At 36.8% G+C, this 15,852-nt stretch carries 17 protein-coding genes; 5 read left to right on the top strand and 12 right to left on the bottom strand.

The window, feature by feature from the left end:
- Window positions 1–12 precede the first annotated feature (12 nt).
- The 7 genes from pstA to FG383_RS01665 all read right to left on the bottom strand — a co-directional run bounded on the left by pstA (window position 13) and on the right by FG383_RS01665 (window position 8,267).
- On the bottom strand, window positions 13–891 hold the full coding sequence (gene pstA / locus FG383_RS01695) for a phosphate ABC transporter permease PstA (RefSeq protein WP_142605110.1): 879 nt from the start codon (window positions 889–891) through the stop codon (window positions 13–15).
- 1 nt (window position 892) lies between these two features.
- Window positions 893–1,840, bottom strand: a complete 948-nt coding sequence (gene pstC / locus FG383_RS01690; protein WP_246096802.1) for a phosphate ABC transporter permease subunit PstC — start codon at window positions 1,838–1,840, stop codon at window positions 893–895.
- Between the two features lie 86 nt (window positions 1,841–1,926).
- Window positions 1,927–2,922, bottom strand: coding sequence for a PstS family phosphate ABC transporter substrate-binding protein (locus FG383_RS01685; RefSeq protein WP_142605109.1), 996 nt, complete (start codon window positions 2,920–2,922; stop codon window positions 1,927–1,929).
- Window positions 2,923–3,102: 180 nt separating this feature from the next.
- Window positions 3,103–5,337 carry a peptidoglycan D,D-transpeptidase FtsI family protein gene (locus FG383_RS01680; protein ID WP_142605108.1) on the bottom strand — a complete coding sequence of 745 codons (2,235 nt, stop codon included), beginning with the start codon at window positions 5,335–5,337 and terminating at the stop codon, window positions 3,103–3,105.
- A 95-nt stretch (window positions 5,338–5,432) separates the two neighbouring features.
- Window positions 5,433–6,041 (bottom strand): superoxide dismutase, encoded by a 609-nt coding sequence (locus FG383_RS01675; protein WP_142605107.1) that lies wholly within the window; start codon window positions 6,039–6,041, stop codon window positions 5,433–5,435.
- A gap of 115 nt (window positions 6,042–6,156) precedes the next feature.
- On the bottom strand, window positions 6,157–6,636 hold the full coding sequence (locus FG383_RS01670; RefSeq protein ID WP_142605162.1) for a DUF456 domain-containing protein: 480 nt from the start codon (window positions 6,634–6,636) through the stop codon (window positions 6,157–6,159).
- Window positions 6,636–8,267, bottom strand: a complete 1,632-nt coding sequence (locus tag FG383_RS01665; protein ID WP_142605106.1) for a Na/Pi cotransporter family protein — start codon at window positions 8,265–8,267, stop codon at window positions 6,636–6,638. The genes FG383_RS01670 and FG383_RS01665 overlap by 1 nt, the downstream gene beginning before the upstream one ends.
- A gap of 178 nt (window positions 8,268–8,445) precedes the next feature.
- Between FG383_RS01665 and FG383_RS01660 the strand changes: the two genes are divergently transcribed.
- The 4 genes from FG383_RS01660 to FG383_RS01645 all read left to right on the top strand — a co-directional run bounded on the left by FG383_RS01660 (window position 8,446) and on the right by FG383_RS01645 (window position 11,111).
- The gene (locus tag FG383_RS01660; protein ID WP_142605105.1) at window positions 8,446–8,946 is read left to right on the top strand and encodes a DUF1189 family protein; all 501 of its coding nucleotides are present in this window, start codon (window positions 8,446–8,448) and stop codon (window positions 8,944–8,946) included.
- A 48-nt stretch (window positions 8,947–8,994) separates the two neighbouring features.
- Window positions 8,995–9,327, top strand: a complete 333-nt coding sequence (locus tag FG383_RS01655; RefSeq protein ID WP_142605104.1) for a hypothetical protein — start codon at window positions 8,995–8,997, stop codon at window positions 9,325–9,327.
- A gap of 98 nt (window positions 9,328–9,425) precedes the next feature.
- Complete coding sequence (gene ispG, locus FG383_RS01650; protein WP_185907816.1) at window positions 9,426–10,523, top strand: flavodoxin-dependent (E)-4-hydroxy-3-methylbut-2-enyl-diphosphate synthase; 1,098 nt, start codon at window positions 9,426–9,428, stop codon at window positions 10,521–10,523.
- A gap of 12 nt (window positions 10,524–10,535) precedes the next feature.
- The gene (locus tag FG383_RS01645) at window positions 10,536–11,111 is read left to right on the top strand and encodes a hypothetical protein (RefSeq protein WP_142605102.1); all 576 of its coding nucleotides are present in this window, start codon (window positions 10,536–10,538) and stop codon (window positions 11,109–11,111) included.
- 72 nt (window positions 11,112–11,183) lie between these two features.
- On the opposite strand, the gene FG383_RS01640 is transcribed toward FG383_RS01645, so the two are convergent.
- Genes FG383_RS01640 through FG383_RS01630 form a run of 3 tightly spaced genes read right to left on the bottom strand, consistent with a single transcriptional unit; the run spans window position 11,184 to window position 13,203 of the window.
- Window positions 11,184–11,594, bottom strand: coding sequence for a Fur family transcriptional regulator (locus FG383_RS01640; RefSeq protein ID WP_142605101.1), 411 nt, complete (start codon window positions 11,592–11,594; stop codon window positions 11,184–11,186).
- Window positions 11,591–12,439, bottom strand: coding sequence for a metal ABC transporter permease (locus FG383_RS01635; protein ID WP_142605100.1), 849 nt, complete (start codon window positions 12,437–12,439; stop codon window positions 11,591–11,593). Before FG383_RS01635 ends, FG383_RS01640 begins: the two co-directional genes overlap by 4 nt.
- Window positions 12,436–13,203 carry a metal ABC transporter ATP-binding protein gene (locus FG383_RS01630; protein WP_142605099.1) on the bottom strand — a complete coding sequence of 256 codons (768 nt, stop codon included), beginning with the start codon at window positions 13,201–13,203 and terminating at the stop codon, window positions 12,436–12,438. The genes FG383_RS01635 and FG383_RS01630 overlap by 4 nt, the downstream gene beginning before the upstream one ends.
- Window positions 13,204–13,308: 105 nt before the next feature.
- On the opposite strand from FG383_RS01630, the gene FG383_RS01625 reads away from it, so the two are divergent.
- Complete coding sequence (locus FG383_RS01625) at window positions 13,309–13,569, top strand: hypothetical protein (protein WP_142605098.1); 261 nt, start codon at window positions 13,309–13,311, stop codon at window positions 13,567–13,569.
- Between the two features lie 18 nt (window positions 13,570–13,587).
- On the opposite strand, the gene FG383_RS01620 is transcribed toward FG383_RS01625, so the two are convergent.
- Window positions 13,588–14,472, bottom strand: a complete 885-nt coding sequence (locus tag FG383_RS01620; protein ID WP_142605097.1) for a deoxyribonuclease IV — start codon at window positions 14,470–14,472, stop codon at window positions 13,588–13,590.
- Between the two features lie 13 nt (window positions 14,473–14,485).
- Window positions 14,486–15,784: a DEAD/DEAH box helicase gene (locus FG383_RS01615; protein ID WP_142605096.1), complete on the bottom strand. Its 1,299-nt coding sequence runs from the start codon at window positions 15,782–15,784 to the stop codon at window positions 14,486–14,488.
- Between the last annotated feature and the right edge of the window lie 68 nt (window positions 15,785–15,852).

Here is a 15,852-nt window from a genome sequence, read left to right as displayed (position 1 = left end):
CCCCTAGTCATGTTAATACCTTTTTGAGAATTTATTACGAATAAATATAGCGATTGAGTTCATGATCAACAAAAAGATCATTAAAACAAGAATTCCAGCAGCAGCTACAAATTGGAAATCGTGCTGCGGACGTTTTGCCCAATCGTAAATTTGCATAGGCAATGCGGTAAATTGGCTTAGTAAGCCAGTCGGAAGAAACTGAATAATAACTGGAATCCCAATTACGATAAGAGGTGCTGTTTCTCCTACCGCTCGTGAAAGTGCCAAAATAGCGCCGGTTAATATCCCTGGAATCGCAGACGGCAATACAATTTTCACAACTGTTTGCCATTTTGTAGCACCCATTCCATAAGAAGCTTCTCTGACATCATTTGGAACAGCACGAATTGCTTCTTGGGATGCAACGATAATGACAGGAAGTATTAACAAACTCATTGTAAATCCTGCAGCTAAAACACTATTTCCCAAAGACAACGCACGAACAAAAATGGTTAAACCAAGTAACCCAAATACAACGGATGGTACTCCAGCAAGATTCGAGATATTCATCCGAATAAAGTCAGTCAACCTGTTTTTCTTCGCATATTCTTCCAAGTAAATAGCAGTTCCAACACCTAAAATGATAGATACAGGTGCAACTACGAACATTAACCAAATAGAACCAATAAGCGCTGCTTTTATCCCTGCTTTGGCAGGGAAACGAGATCCAAAGTTTTGGAAAAACTCGGGCGTTAAATAGCCAATTCCTTGTGTAATGATTCGATAAAACAAAATTGCTAATGCGAGTAACGCGAATAATGTCGCAAAAAAGAAAATCGCTTTAAATATTTTATTTATTGTGAGTCGATTCATCATTCTTTTTACAACTGATTCATGATTTACATATTTCATATTAATATTCCTCCCGATATTTTTTCGAAATAGCGTGAGCAATTAGGTTCATCACCAGTGTAAATAAGAACAATGTGAAACCAACTGAGTAGATAGAATAGTAAATAGTTGTTCCGTAGCCCGCATCACCAGAAGAAACTTGTACAATATAGGCAGTCATCGTTTGAATCGATCCAGTCACATCCCAGTCGAATTTTGGCGTTGACCCTCCGGCAAGAGAAACGATCATCGTTTCACCAATTGCTCGTGAAATAGCAAGCACAACTGAAGCAATAATTCCAGATAATGCTGCAGGCACTACAACTTTAAGAGCTACTTCTAATTTAGTAGACCCCATTGCAAGAGCGCCTTCACGTATCGAATTTGGTACCGATGACATTGCATCTTCAGATAAAGATGCAATCATTGGTAAAATCATTATTCCAACAACAATACCTGGACTTAACGCATTGAATATTTTTAGATCTGGAATAAATTGTTGCAATAATGGCGTTACAAATGTTAAAGCAAAGAAACCATAAACAATTGTAGGAATTCCAGCTAATACTTCTAAAATCGGCTTAATAATTCTTCTTGTAGTCTCAGAAGCATATTCACTTAGGAATATGGCAGAGCCGATACCAAAAGGTACTGCGACAATAACTGCAATAACAGTTACTTTTAAAGTTCCAGCGATTAATGGTAGTATACCAAACGCAGGTTCTTTATTAGCAAATGGATACCATTCGGTACCGAATAAGAATTCAAAAACAGGAATTTCTTTAAAGAAAATAATTGTTTCGACTATCAAAGTTGCTACTATTCCAATTGTCGTTAAAACAGAGATCGAAGCTATTAATAATAAAATATATGGTATCATTTTTTCTATTAGTTGTTTTTGCTTCTTACTACTTGATTTTGCAATTAGCTCTTGCACTGATGGTTGATCAGATACTTGTTTTTGAGCCACGGTGAATCCCCCTTTTACCAAAACGTAAGAAAAGAGTAGCAAATATGCTACTCATTCACTTACACTCTCGGTTTACCTTTTCAAACTTATTTTAAACCTTCTAAAGTAGATAGACCTTCTTCATACTTTTCAGCTGGAAGACTTACATATCCAACTGCTTCAGCCATTTCACCTGCATTTTCAAGTGTATATTTCATGAAGTCATAAAATGCTGGGTTTTCAGAAAGAGCACTGTTTTTTGCATAAACGAATAGCGGGCGTGATAGTGGAGAATATTCTCCAGATTCAATTGTTTCATTGTTAGGTTCTACCCCACCAATTTTAACCGCTTTTAATGTATCTTGGTTAGCTAGGTAGTAAGCATATCCAAAGAATGCAATTGCATTTTTATCAGCTTGTACACCTTGTACTAATACGTTGTCATCTTCAGAAAGGGTTGCAGATTTAGCAAGATCTTCCCCATCAAGAATTACTTCATCAAAGTAGTCATATGTTCCTGAATCTGTACCTGGTGAATAGAAAACTACTTCTTCTGCTGGCCATTCTGGATTAATGTCAGACCATTTTTTAGTAGTTCCATCTTCGATCCATAATTTTTTAAGATCTTCCACTGTCAAATCTTCTACCCAGTCGTTTTCTTGGCTAACTACTACTGTTAAACCATCGTTCGCAAGTTGGAATTCAGTGAAGTCAATACCTGCATCTGCAAGTGCTGCTTTTTCCTCATCTTTAATAGGACGAGATGCGTTTGAGAAATCAGTTTCGCCAGCGATGAATTTTTCAAAACCGCCACCTGTTCCTGATACACCAACTGTTACTTGAACTTTACCTTGAACTCCAGCATATTCTTCTACAAGAGCTTCTGTAATAGGTGCTACTGTACTTGAACCGTCACCAGAAACAGATCCTTCAATTGCTGCTTCTTCTGCTGCAGGTGTTTCCGTTTCTGTTCCAGTTTCACCAGCTGTTTCTTCTGTAGGTGTTTCTTCTGTTGTCTCTGTGTCAGAGTCGTCCCCACAAGCAGCAAGCGCAAGCGCTGAACCAACCATTGTAGTCATTAATAAGTACTTCCAGCTTTTCATCAGGTAAATCCCCCTAAAATTATGTTTTTCTATTCTTTGTTACAAAAACTACTTTAAAGGTTTCATGTTGAGTCGGTATGAATCTAATGTAAAGCTTTTGTAAACTATACGTCGAATAGATTAAAATTATAAAAAACCGGTCAACCTATTCTTTTAATAGGATGTCCGGTTTTTTCGATATTATTCGGCATGTTCTTCATCAATCGAATCATTTGTATATGGGGCTTTAATGAGAGGTGTTGCTGTAGACTCATTTTCTTTTAATGTATTATTTTTTTGTTTTAATTCAAAATATTTGTCGACTAATTCTTTCGTAAGTGGAGTTGTAAAGTTCGTTTTGTAACTAGATTCTAATGATGCCCATGGTACGACAACTGCATATGCGATTTCTGGATTGTCAAATGGGGCAAAACCAACATGCGTTAAATTAACAGTTCGTAAATTTTGCTTTTTTTCAGGATCATAAAAGAACGACTGTGCTGTACCCGTTTTCCCCGCACCGGTATACTTTGCATTAGCAAAAGCGGAACGTGCAGTTCCTTTATTTCCAAAATATACTCGTTGCATTCCTTGACGCACACGTTCTATTTCTGCCCTCGTATTGTCTACTGTATTTAAAATACTAGGACTCATTTCCTTCACCATTTTTCCAAGCTGTACCCCATCAGCAGATGGTTCTCTAATTTCTTTCACAACATGGGGCTGAATTCGATTTCCTCCGTTTGCAATCGTCGCAACGAATTGGGCAAGTTGTAAAGGGGTATACGTGTCATACTGACCAATACTTAAGTCGAGTAATTTCCCCATTTCTAAACCGCCCACAACTCCTGACACTTCACCAGGTAAATCAATGCCAGTTGGAACACCAAGTCCTAATTGTGCATAGCCATTACGCATTTTCTGAAACGCTTCCGGACCAAAATTTATTCCTTGATTCGGCTGATAAGTTCGACCGGCTAAACCATATGCTATTTGGAACATATAAGAGTTAGAAGAACGCTCAATTGCTTCTAAATCATTCATTGCAATTCTGCCCGATCGATTAAACACGGAACTTTTTGGGTTAGAACCTTTTATGCGAATGGGCTGATCTATTAATACGTCACCAGGAGACAACGCATTTTCGCGATACCCAGTAAGTACCGTACCCGGTTTTATGGTAGAGCCTACTTCATATGCTGTTGTAAAAGATGCAAACGCAAAATCTCGAACTGTTTGTTTACCCGTTTTTGAATCTTTTACAATTTGTTTCCCTACTAATGACAGAACATCTCCCGTATATGGATCTAGCATCACTAAAAACGCTCTGTCTAAATATTTGGTGCCCGCATTATTATTTTTCATTTCTAATAATTTTTTTTCTAAGATGGTTTCCATTTCTATCTGTAGTTCACTGTCAATAGTTAAAACTAAATCTTTCCCTGGCTCGCCATCATACACGGTTTGGATGTCAACAACGCGTCCTTTTCCATCTGTTATATTTTTGACTACACTTTTCTGCCCTTGAAGCACTTCCTCATACTGTTGTTCAATATAACTTTTCCCAACACGATCGTTCCGAGAATAGTCTCGTGACAAGAAATAGTCTAAACGATCTTTTGGTATGCCCTCTTTTGGTAATGTTGTCGTTCCTAAAATGGCCAGTGTGGAATTTTTAACTCGTCTCCAGTCAGTTGTCGTATTGACACCTTTTAAATCTCCTAAACGCTCCGATACACGTGCAAATTCCTCTACTGTCACTTCTTCTGAAATTTCGCCAGGTTGAAGTTCCTTTGTAGCGACGTCCCCACCCTTAATAATTTGCGGAGATAAAGCGTACCCAGAAGCCATTTCTCTGTATATCGCAATTACTTCTAACTCTTGTTTCGAAAATGAATTCAATTGTTCTTCTGAAATCTTGCTTCTTATTAAGCGATTAATCGCAGCATTTTTTTCTTTTTTCGATAAGTCTTCCTCTTTATCAATTTCATTTCTTTCTTTGTCCGTTATTAAATCATTTGCTTCTTCTTTATATTTGCGTAACCAAAAATCTTGTAAGTCACTTTTCGTAATAGCTTTTGTATCTTTTTCAATGAGTAAACTTAAATCTTCAGCTATTAAAAACATATCTTCTGCAGTAGTTGTTTGCATTTTTGTATAAGTAATAGCTCTTTGAGGTTTATTGTCTACTAAAATACGTCCTTCACTATCAAAAATTCGCCCTCGAGGTACGCTTGTATTGACAGGAACTTCTTCTGTTCTTTCTATAGCTCTCGTATAGTCTTCTCCTTTTACTATTTGTAAATAGCCTAGACGTAATATTAACATCGTAAAAAGAATGAATATGGAAAAGAAAAGTATGTTCATACGAAAAGTAATATTAGCTCGTTGTTTTGCTTTCACACTTTGTGCACGTTTATTGGGAATTTTACGCATAAGTTCACCTACTTCATTATTAGCTTTCATTGTAACATAAAAAGCACACACTTTTAGACGTAAAAGTGTGTGCTAAGTTTCTTTTTTAGATGAAATTATTTAGCAGCTTCGTAACGTTTAGAAACTTCATCCCAGTTTACTACATTCCAGAAAGATCCGATGTAGTCAGGGCGACGGTTTTGGTAGTTTAAGTAGTAAGCATGCTCCCAAACGTCTAATCCTAATACTGGCGTTTTACCTTCCATGATTGGTGAATCTTGGTTAGCTGTTGAAGAAAGTTCTAATTCTCCGTTAGCAACAGATAGCCAAGCCCAACCTGAGCCAAAACGAGTTGTTGCAGCTTTAGCGAACTCTTCTTTGAAAGCTTCAAAGCTACCAAATTTTGCTTCGATTGCTGAAGCTAGTTCACCTGTTGGATTTCCGCCACCGTTTGGTGAAAGGATTTCCCAGAATAGTGAGTGGTTAGCATGTCCGCCACCATTGTTGCGAACTGCTGTTTTAATATCTTCTGGAAGAGCATCTAAGTTAGCAATTAACTCTTCTACTGATTTGCCTTCTAAGTCTGCTTTACCTGCTACTGCATTGTTTAAGTTCGTTACATATGTGTTATGGTGTTTCGTATGATGAATATTCATCGTTTCTTTATCGATATGTGGTTCTAGTGCGTCGTACGCGTAAGGTAAATGTGGTAATTCGTATGCCATGTTTGTTTCCTCCTAAAGAATATTTTAGAAAATTCTTTCCGTATATTAGCGTATCAAAATAAAAGTAATCCATCAACGAAAAGAACTTAATTTAATCTCATACTTTTGACCGAATTTAGATAAAAAAGATAAAAATACCAAGCATCACAGTCAGAATAACGATTTTCACAACAGAAGATGTTAAAAATCCGATCAATGAACCCACTCCAGATTTCACCGCCTGTTTCAAGCCTTCTCTCGTGACGATTAATTCTGCAAGCACAGCTCCTAGAAATGGTCCGATTAAAATGCCGGCGACCGGAATAACAAACGGTCCGAAAAGTAGCCCGATTGTACTGCCCCATACTCCTGCTTTCGTGCCTCCAAACTTCTTTACCCCAAAAGCATTGGCAGCCATGTCCGCACTAAACAGTAAAACAATAAATAGCGCCTGAATTACCCAAAATAACCAACTTAGCTCCGTAAAAGAGAAAAATAGCCCATATAAAACATACCCAAGCAGTATGAAAACTACCGATGGAATAATTGGATAAAACGTTCCGATATAAGCCACTACAAAACTAGCAACGATTAAAATCCATCCAATAATTTCGATCATATACGTTTGCCTAAGACCGAATCTGCGATATTCATAGAGTGATCCCCTATCCTTTCTAAATTACTTAAAATATCCACGAACATTACTCCTGCATGACCACTACATAATCTTTCATTCAAACGAATAATATGATTTTTTCTAAATTGACGTTCCATTCGATCAATAACTTGTTCTTGTTCCACCACTTCACGTGCTAATTGGTCATTATTTAAATCTAATGCCTCTAATGCTTTTTTTACCGTATTAATAGTCAACTCAAACATCTCTGAAATATCTTCTAAAGCATCTGAGGTTAATTGAAGGCGTTGTTCCCCTTGATAATCAATCAATTCGATAATATTTTCAAAATGATCGCCTATCCGTTCGATATCACGCGCTGTACCTAATAACATAAAATGCCTAGTTGAATCTTGACTTGAAAGCGGTTGGGAAGATATCTTCACTAAATAATTGGTTATTTTCTTATCTAGATGATTAATCGCATCTTCTAATCGATACGCTTCTTCTGCATCATGTTGATGTCCATTTCTTAAATAATCATATGTTTTTTCTAACCCTTGTACACTAAATTCTCCCATACGCAATATTTCTTCTTTTGCTTGTCCAATAGCAATCGACGGGGATTCTTCGATGAAATCTTCCTCTAAATGTTTCGGTTTGTATTTTGAATTGACATCTTCTCCAGGCAAGACTTTTACTAATAAGTAAATCCAAGCACCTATTAAGGGAAACTGAAGAATAACATTCACTACATTAAACGTTCCGTGTGCAAATGCAATTTGCATTTTATCCTCTAATGAAAGCACGTCCGCTACCCACTCCATATACAACGTAAAAGGGGTTAAGAAAATAAGAAATACAATTGCTCCAACTACATTAAACAGAACATGTGCAGCAGCAGTTCTCCTTGCACTTACCGAAGCTCCAATAGAAGCAAGAATCGCTGTAATAGTGGTACCTATATTATCACCAAATAAAATGGGTAATGCACCATGTAAAGAAATTAACCCCTCCGAATAAAACCCTTGCAAAAATGCTACGGATGCACTTGAACTTTGGATAAGCATTGTCATAACTGTACCAGCAATAACACCTAATAGCGGATCTTCACTCATCTTTAAAGTGAAACCCGTAAAAGAAGATAAATGCTGAAGCGGGCTCATCCCACTTGTCATTAATTCCAATCCTAAAAATAGACCACCAAAACCGAAGATGATCTCCCCAATATTTTGCATAGACTTCTTTTTAAATAAGAAAATTAAAAAAGCTCCGATTGCCATGATAGGAAGTGCATACTCGCCAATATCAAAACCAATGACAAAAGCTTTCACCGTTGTCCCTATATTAGCACCCATAATGACACCTATAGATTGTCTTAGTGTCATAAAACCTGCGCTAACTAGTCCTATTATAATTACAATCGTACCGCTACTTGATTGGATTAACAAAGTAAAAAGTATACCTACAGCAACCCCCGATAGTGGATTGGTGATATACCGGTCCAATAAATCTCGTAATTTATTTCCAGCGGTTTTTTGTAAACCGTCACCCATAAACTTAATGGCGAATAAGAATATCCCTAATCCACCAAAAAACTCAAAGAGCATCTCTTGCCAATTCAGCTCCATGTCGTAATTCAACTCCTGTTTCGACAAATTTCGCATGTTTTAGATTGCATTATGTATAAAGTATAAAGGAAATGTAAAGCTAAAGTATACATATTAATAATTTCTTTACAATTGCCACACCTTTCTTTTGTCTCCTTCTATTGAAAGATGCTAAAATTAGTAGGAAAGGGTGACGTTTGTGAATTTATATCAAATTTTCAAAGCTAGTTTACATAGTCCGAAAAAAATCGCGGCGTTTCGACTTATTCCGATAGGAAAAGTAATGCAATACATATTTAGCTATATTTTCATGATGAGCCTTATTTCATTCGTTTTTTTTACGAGTGGAATATCCGATCAGCAAACAACTATGGAAGGATTACTGGAATACTTTTCTAAAATCCAGTGGCTACTCTACCCCTTTGCATTTGTATTTTTATTTGTGCTTAATACAGTATTAATCTTTGTACAAATAAGTATATTCGCGTACATCGGGAGCGGTATTCTCTATTTAAGAAAACGAAGAGGAGAATATCGACATATTTGGCGAACAACTCTTTTTGCCAGTACAGTTCCGATGCTACTTTCCATTTTAGCAACATTGCTTCAGTGGACAAGTAGCTATGTGCAAATAGTAGTTTATATAATCACGTTTGTGTATATAGTCCTCGCTACTAAATACTATCCGATTAAAAGATAGGCATAACCCCCTTTTGTCATGCATACAGTAGGACAAGGGGGTTTTTTTATGAAAATATTCGTTGCAACTATCTTACTCTTAATCTCGTTCTATATAGTGAAAGTAGATCTATTCGAAGGTACAATCCCACTTGCTTATTATCCTGTAGAGTCATCAAAAGAAGAATGTGTAGAAACACTCGATTATATATCAATCGAAATCGTTGGAGGAGATACGATTTACTCTTTATTTTCACTGTATCCAACGCAAGAGCCCATTTCTTTTACAGAGAGATTAAATGATTTTTATACATTGAATCCACATCTGATCAATCAAAGTTTTATCGCAGGTGAGCATGTACTTTTGCCAGTGTATACAACACCTGCACAATGTAAAAATTAGAAAAAGAGGTTTCTTCCTTGTCAATACCTTCTAAAGACTGATAAAATGATCGTAGTGATGGCATAAAGCCTCGAGAAGGAGAGAATTACATGAGTGAAATAATTCATCGTTCGAAAACTCGTCCAGTTCGAGTTGGAGACTTAACAATAGGTGGCAGTGACGAACTATTTATCCAAAGTATGACGACGACTAAAACACATGATGTGGAAGCGACCGTTGCAGAAATTTTGCGATTAGAAGAAGCTGGTTGTCAAATCGTTCGTGTTGCTTGTCCAGATGAACGCGCTGCAAATTCGATCGGAGCAATTAAAAAACGAATTAATATACCGCTAGTAGTGGATATCCATTTTGACTATAAACTTGCGCTGATTGCAATTGAGCAAGGTGCAGATAAAATTCGTATTAACCCGGGTAATATCGGGCGTAAAGAGAAAGTGGAAGCAGTTGTGAATGCAGCAAAAGCAAAAGGGATTCCAATTCGTATTGGAGTAAATGCCGGTTCTTTAGAGAAGAAAATTCTAGAAAAATATGGTTACCCAACTGCAGATGGTATGGTAGAAAGTGCTCTACATCATATTAAAATTTTAGAAGACTTAGATTTTCACGATATTATCGTATCGATGAAAGCATCGGACGTAAATTTAGCAGTAGAAGCATATAGAAAAGCATCTCAAGCATTTGACTACCCGTTACATCTAGGTATTACAGAGTCAGGTACACTTTTCGCTGGATCTATTAAAAGTGCTGCAGGTTTAGGTACATTACTATCTATGGGAATTGGTAATACGCTACGTGTATCTTTAAGCGCAGATCCTGTGGAAGAAATCAAAGTAGCTCGTGAGTTATTAAAAGTATTTGGCTTATCATCTAATGCAGCAACTTTAATCTCTTGCCCTACTTGCGGACGTATTGAAATCGATTTGATTTCTATTGCAAATGAAGTAGAAGAATACATCTCTCATATTAAAGCACCTATCAAAGTTGCAGTATTAGGCTGTGCAGTTAACGGCCCTGGTGAAGCACGTGAAGCAGATATCGGGATTGCGGGAGCGCGCGGAGAAGGTCTATTATTCCGTAAAGGAAAAACAGTACGTAAAGTACCAGAAGAAACAATGGTTGAAGAACTAAAAATTGAAATCGATAAAATTGCAGCAGAATATTTTGCACAGCAAGAACTAGAAAAACAAAAAGCGTAAGGAGTCGGGAATATGACGAATATTCGATTCGGAATCGATATAGACGGGACTGTAACATGCCCTACTTCTTTGCTTCCACATATTAATGAAGCATTTAAATGTGATCTACAATTAAGTGATATTAAAGAATATGATTTAACAAAAGCATTTCCAGTTACTGAATTAGAGTTTTATGAGTGGTTTAAAAAATCAGAAGCAACTATTTATGCAACCTCCCCTATTCAACAAGATGCTCATGCAGTATTGTCTGCGTGGAAAGAAAAATATGAGCTGTTTTTCATCTCTGCCCGCGGGGAAAATGTAATGGATGTTACGCTGAACTGGTTTAAAGAGCAAGAGTTGCTTTACGATCATATCGAATTAATCGGTACACATAAAAAAATCGAAACCGCTCGAAAATATGGAGTGCACGTCTTCTTTGAAGACAAACATGATAATGCGGTTGAAATACATGAAGAATTAGACATTCCCGTATTATTGTTTAACACACCGTACAATCAACAACCTGCTCCAACCGGAGTCATTCGTGTGAATAATTGGATCGAAGCAAACAACTGGATTGAAAAGGAATTTGCATTGCCAAAATAAGTCCTTTTAAAATTAAGACAAATGATAAAAGAACAATAAAACCTCGCCAAATCAATGTTTGGCGAGGTTTTTTTAATGACATTCCGGACAGTTTCCGTAAATCTCAAACTTATGATTTTCAATTTGATACCCTGGAATTGCATTTTGAAGTGTTTCCATCGGGCAATAATGAATCTCTTTAATATTCCCACAGGACATGCATATAAAATGATGATGATGGTGATCTGCTTCGCATTGCATTCTAAAATGTTTTTCTCCAGTAAGCTCTGTTTCTTCTAAAATACCTAAATCCACAAATGTACTTAAGTTTCGATAAATCGTATCATAACTCATCCCTGGATGTTCTGCCATCATCACATCTAAAATATCCCTTGCTGTAATATATTTCTCCGTTTGTGAAAAAATTTCTAAAATTTGTTCTCGTTTATCCGTTTTTTTAAAGCCTTCTTTTTTTAGAATTTCCCATGCTTTTTCAATATTCACTGCGAAAGAACTCCCTTCTTCGTCCATTTTTTCGATAAAATTGTAAGAAGTAAGATAATAATTGATGTCACGACGATAGTACCGCCAGGCGCTAAATCTAAATAAAATGCGCTTACTAAGCCTATAATGACCGCCAATTCTCCAAATGTAATCGAGAAAAAGATCGCTTGTTTAAAACTTTTAGAAATACGCATCGCCGCAGCAACCGGCAAAGTCATTAAGGACGAAACGAGTAATATTCCAACTATGCGCATAGATCCCGCAATTACTAATGCCGTCACGACCATAAATAACACATGTATCCATTTTGCCGGAAGACCAGATGCCTTCGCATACTCTTCATCAAAAGACAGTACAAATAATTCTTTAAAAAATATACACAAAAATAAAATAACAATGACAGCAATGATCACTACAATCCATAAATCTTGGCGACTAACAGCAGATACAGAGCCAAATAAATAACTAAATAAATCCGAGCTAAATCCTTCAGCAAGAGAGATAAAAATAGCTCCAAAACCAAGACCAGCTGACATAATAATAGGAATAGCAAGTTCTTCATAATGTTTATATAATCTGCGAAGACGCTCGATAAACAAAGAACCTGTCACCGATGCTGCAATTCCTAAATACAGAGGATTTAATAGGGCTAGCGCACCAATTGACTGACTTATATACAAGCTTCCTGCGATACCTGCTAGCGTGACATGACTTAACGCATCTGCAATAAGAGAAAGCCTCCGCACAACGATGAATACCCCAAGAAGGGGTGCAATTACACCGATGATTAAACCAGACGCAAACGCATTTTGAAGAAACTCATAGCGAAGTATCGATTCTATCATACTTGCACCTCATTTCGATGTTCCACTTTTCGTACTGCATGTCCGTACCATGCTTCTAACTGCTCATCACTCATCGTATCCATGTCATTTTTAAATCCATGAAAATGAATCGTCCGATTCAGACATGCTACATGACTAATACTTTTCGATACAGCATCCACATCATGCGTTACTAAAACAATTGTAATCTTATGTTCCCGATTTAAGTGCGTTAACATAAGATAAAATGAACGAACATTTTTGCTATCCACACCAACCGTCGGCTCATCGAGTATTAATACCTTTGGATTACTTATTAATGCTCTGGCAATAAATACACGCTGTTGTTGGCCACCAGATAAATCTCCAATGTTATGATTTGCGAAGTTTTCCATTCCTACTGATTTTAGAGCTTGCCTTACTTCTTTTTGCACATTTTTCGGATATCGATGAAATAAACCGATTTTTTTCACTAGGCCACTTCGTACAACTTCTTCTACGGTTGCAGGAAAACCTGTATTGAAAGCATTCGATTTTTGGGAAACATAGCCGATTCTTTCTTTTTCTTTGAATTGATTGACGGGTTTACCAAAAAGGAGCACATCCCCTTTTGTCGGCTTCAGTAACCCAAGTATTATTTTTAATAATGTTGACTTTCCAGATCCATTTGGTCCAATGATTGCTAAAAAGTCTCCTTCTTCAATTGTTAAATTTATATCTGTTAACGCTTTTGTTTGTTCATATTGGTACGATATATTGTCTAATTTTATTAATGGTGTAGCCATGTTTAATTTCCTCTATTCTAATTCATAATCGTTACGATTTACAATACTCAAGTATAGAGGAAAACTTGTCCTATGTAAATAAAGAATACTTGAAAGGGTGTTTAGATGGATATTGCGAAGTTTATTCTACAATTACAAAGCTGTTCTAGAAAAGAATTTAAAACTATTTTACAAGGATTTGATATTCAATTATCCGACCAAGAAATAAAAGGAGTTCATCCTCTTCTCCAAGAAATATCATTGTCTTGGCTTGTGCTTGGGGTTCCTCTTCCTATCCAACAAAAGCTTATCACATTGCTCGGGGAAAAACGTGCCACAGCTCTGTATAAAGAAATAATCGAAAAAGCACCCTCTTCTTTTCGCTAGAAGAGGGCACTAAATTTATTAACGTAATGCATCAATTGCTTCAGGATTAAATGATTTGGAACGAAGCATATCGATTTCTATTTTGTAAGGAGCTTGTTTTGTTTTTGCATCTATTCCAACAAAAGGCGTTTCTAAAATTTTTGGAATTTCCGTCAATTGTGGATGATGCACGACATGCAATAATGCTTCAAAACCAATTTCTCCAAACCCAATATTTTCATGTCGGTCTTTTGCTGCTCCACGTACATTTTTACTATCATTGATATGGAGTACTTTTAAACGATCAAGTCCAATAGTTTTGTCAAACTCATTTAACACACCATCAAAGTCATTTACGACATCATATCCAGCGTCGTGTATATGACATGTGTCTAGACAAATGGATAGACGATGGTTATTTACAACGCCATCAATAATTTGGGCAAGCTCTTCAAATGTACGACCACATTCCGAACCTTTACCTGCCATCGTCTCTAGTGCAATTTGTACTGGGAAGTCTTGGGATAATACTTCGTTTAATCCTTCCACAATCCTAGCAATTCCTGCCTCTGCTCCAGCGCCAACATGAGCACCAGGATGTAATACAATTTGAGTCGCCCCAATAGCAGCAGTTCGTTCTACTTCTTTTTGAAGAAAATCGACGCCAAGTGCGAATGTCTCTGGTTTTGTTGTATTCCCTAAATTGATAATATACGGAGCATGTACAACAATATTGGATATTCCGTTTTCTTTCATATGTTGCAATCCGGCTTCAATATTCAATTCTTCTATTGGTTTTCTACGAGTATTTTGAGGTGCTCCTGTATAAATCATAAATGTATTTGCACCATAAGAAGCTGCTTCTTTGCTAGATGCAAGAAGCATTTCTTTTCCACTCATCGAAACATGTGAACCTAATAGCATTGGTATATCCCCCTTATTTCTTACGGTTTTTAATGCGACGTTCTCTTTTCTTCACTTTATCCATTTCCCATTTCATATTGCGTTTATAACCAGGTTTTACTTTTTTCGGTTTACGCACTAGCGCTTTTGCTTTTGCATCTATTTCATTTTCCATTTTCGGACGATTTTTACGGGCATGTCTTTCTTTTAACTCAGACCATTCGCCATTAATCACATCTTTATGTTCGAATGTAACTCCCATCTTTTCGATACGATTTAACGCATCTTCATCCGAAGGCTCATATAGGGTGATGGCTGAACCAGTAAGTCCTGCACGTGCCGTTCTTCCTACACGGTGTATGAAAAACTCTAAATCATCCGGAATTTCATAGTTAATCACATGGCTTACACCCGGAATATCAATCCCTCGTGCTGCCAGATCGGTTGCGACGATATATTGGAATTCTAGATCATGAATTTGCTTCATGACACGTATACGTTCACGAGGAGCAATATCTCCGTGCACTACGCCGACTTTCATCCCATTTTCTTGTAAGAAATACGCTACTTCGTTTGCATTTTGCTTTGTATTGGCAAAAATAATCGCTAAATATGGATTGATCCCTTCCATAACCTCAAGTAAGCGTTTTTTCCGTGATTTACTACGCACTGGCACGACAGTAAAATCAATGCCTTCTGCAACCGGTCGTTTGTCTCCGATTTTAATATGAACGGGTGCATCCATATATTTTTTCAAGAAAGGTTGTAGTTTCTCCGGAATCGTTGCAGAGAATACATACATTTCCAGTTGCTCTGGCATACGAGATGCGAACTGATCGATTTCATTGATAAATCCTAAGTCGAATGCTAAGTCTGCTTCATCGACTACTAAAATTTTCGAAGTATGCACGAGTAATGCTTGTTCTACGGTTAAATCACGAAGTCTTCCTGGTGTACCTACGACAATTTGCGGCTGTGTTTTTAACTTTTCGATGGAACGTACTTTGTCTGTACCACCTATAAATAATTTCGTTTGAATCTCCGTACCTTCTACTAGCTTGTTCAACTCTTTATAAATTTGGGTTGCAAGCTCTCTTGTTGGTGATGTAATAATTGCTTGTACTTCTTGTTTACTAGCATCTATTTTTTCAACAATTGGGATCAAAAAACTATGTGTTTTTCCTGTTCCAGTATGTGCTTGACCAATCGCGCTTTTCCCTTTTAACACCAAAGGAATGATTTCTTTTTGAATTGGCGTTGGTTCTTGGAAGCCTAATTTATCAATTGCATTTTGTAAAAAAGGCTGAAAATTATAATCTGTATATTTGGACATTTTAGTCCCTCCCTCACATTTCTTTATTGTACCACGATTGTACATAAAACGTATAATTTGCATAGAAT

Origin of the sequence: Psychrobacillus soli, from assembly GCF_006861775.1 — a bacterium.
GTDB classification, from domain to species: Bacteria; Bacillota; Bacilli; order Bacillales_A; family Planococcaceae; genus Psychrobacillus; species Psychrobacillus soli.
Note: the sequence above shows the minus strand (reverse complement) of the source record. Positions and strands in the feature narration are given on the sequence as shown.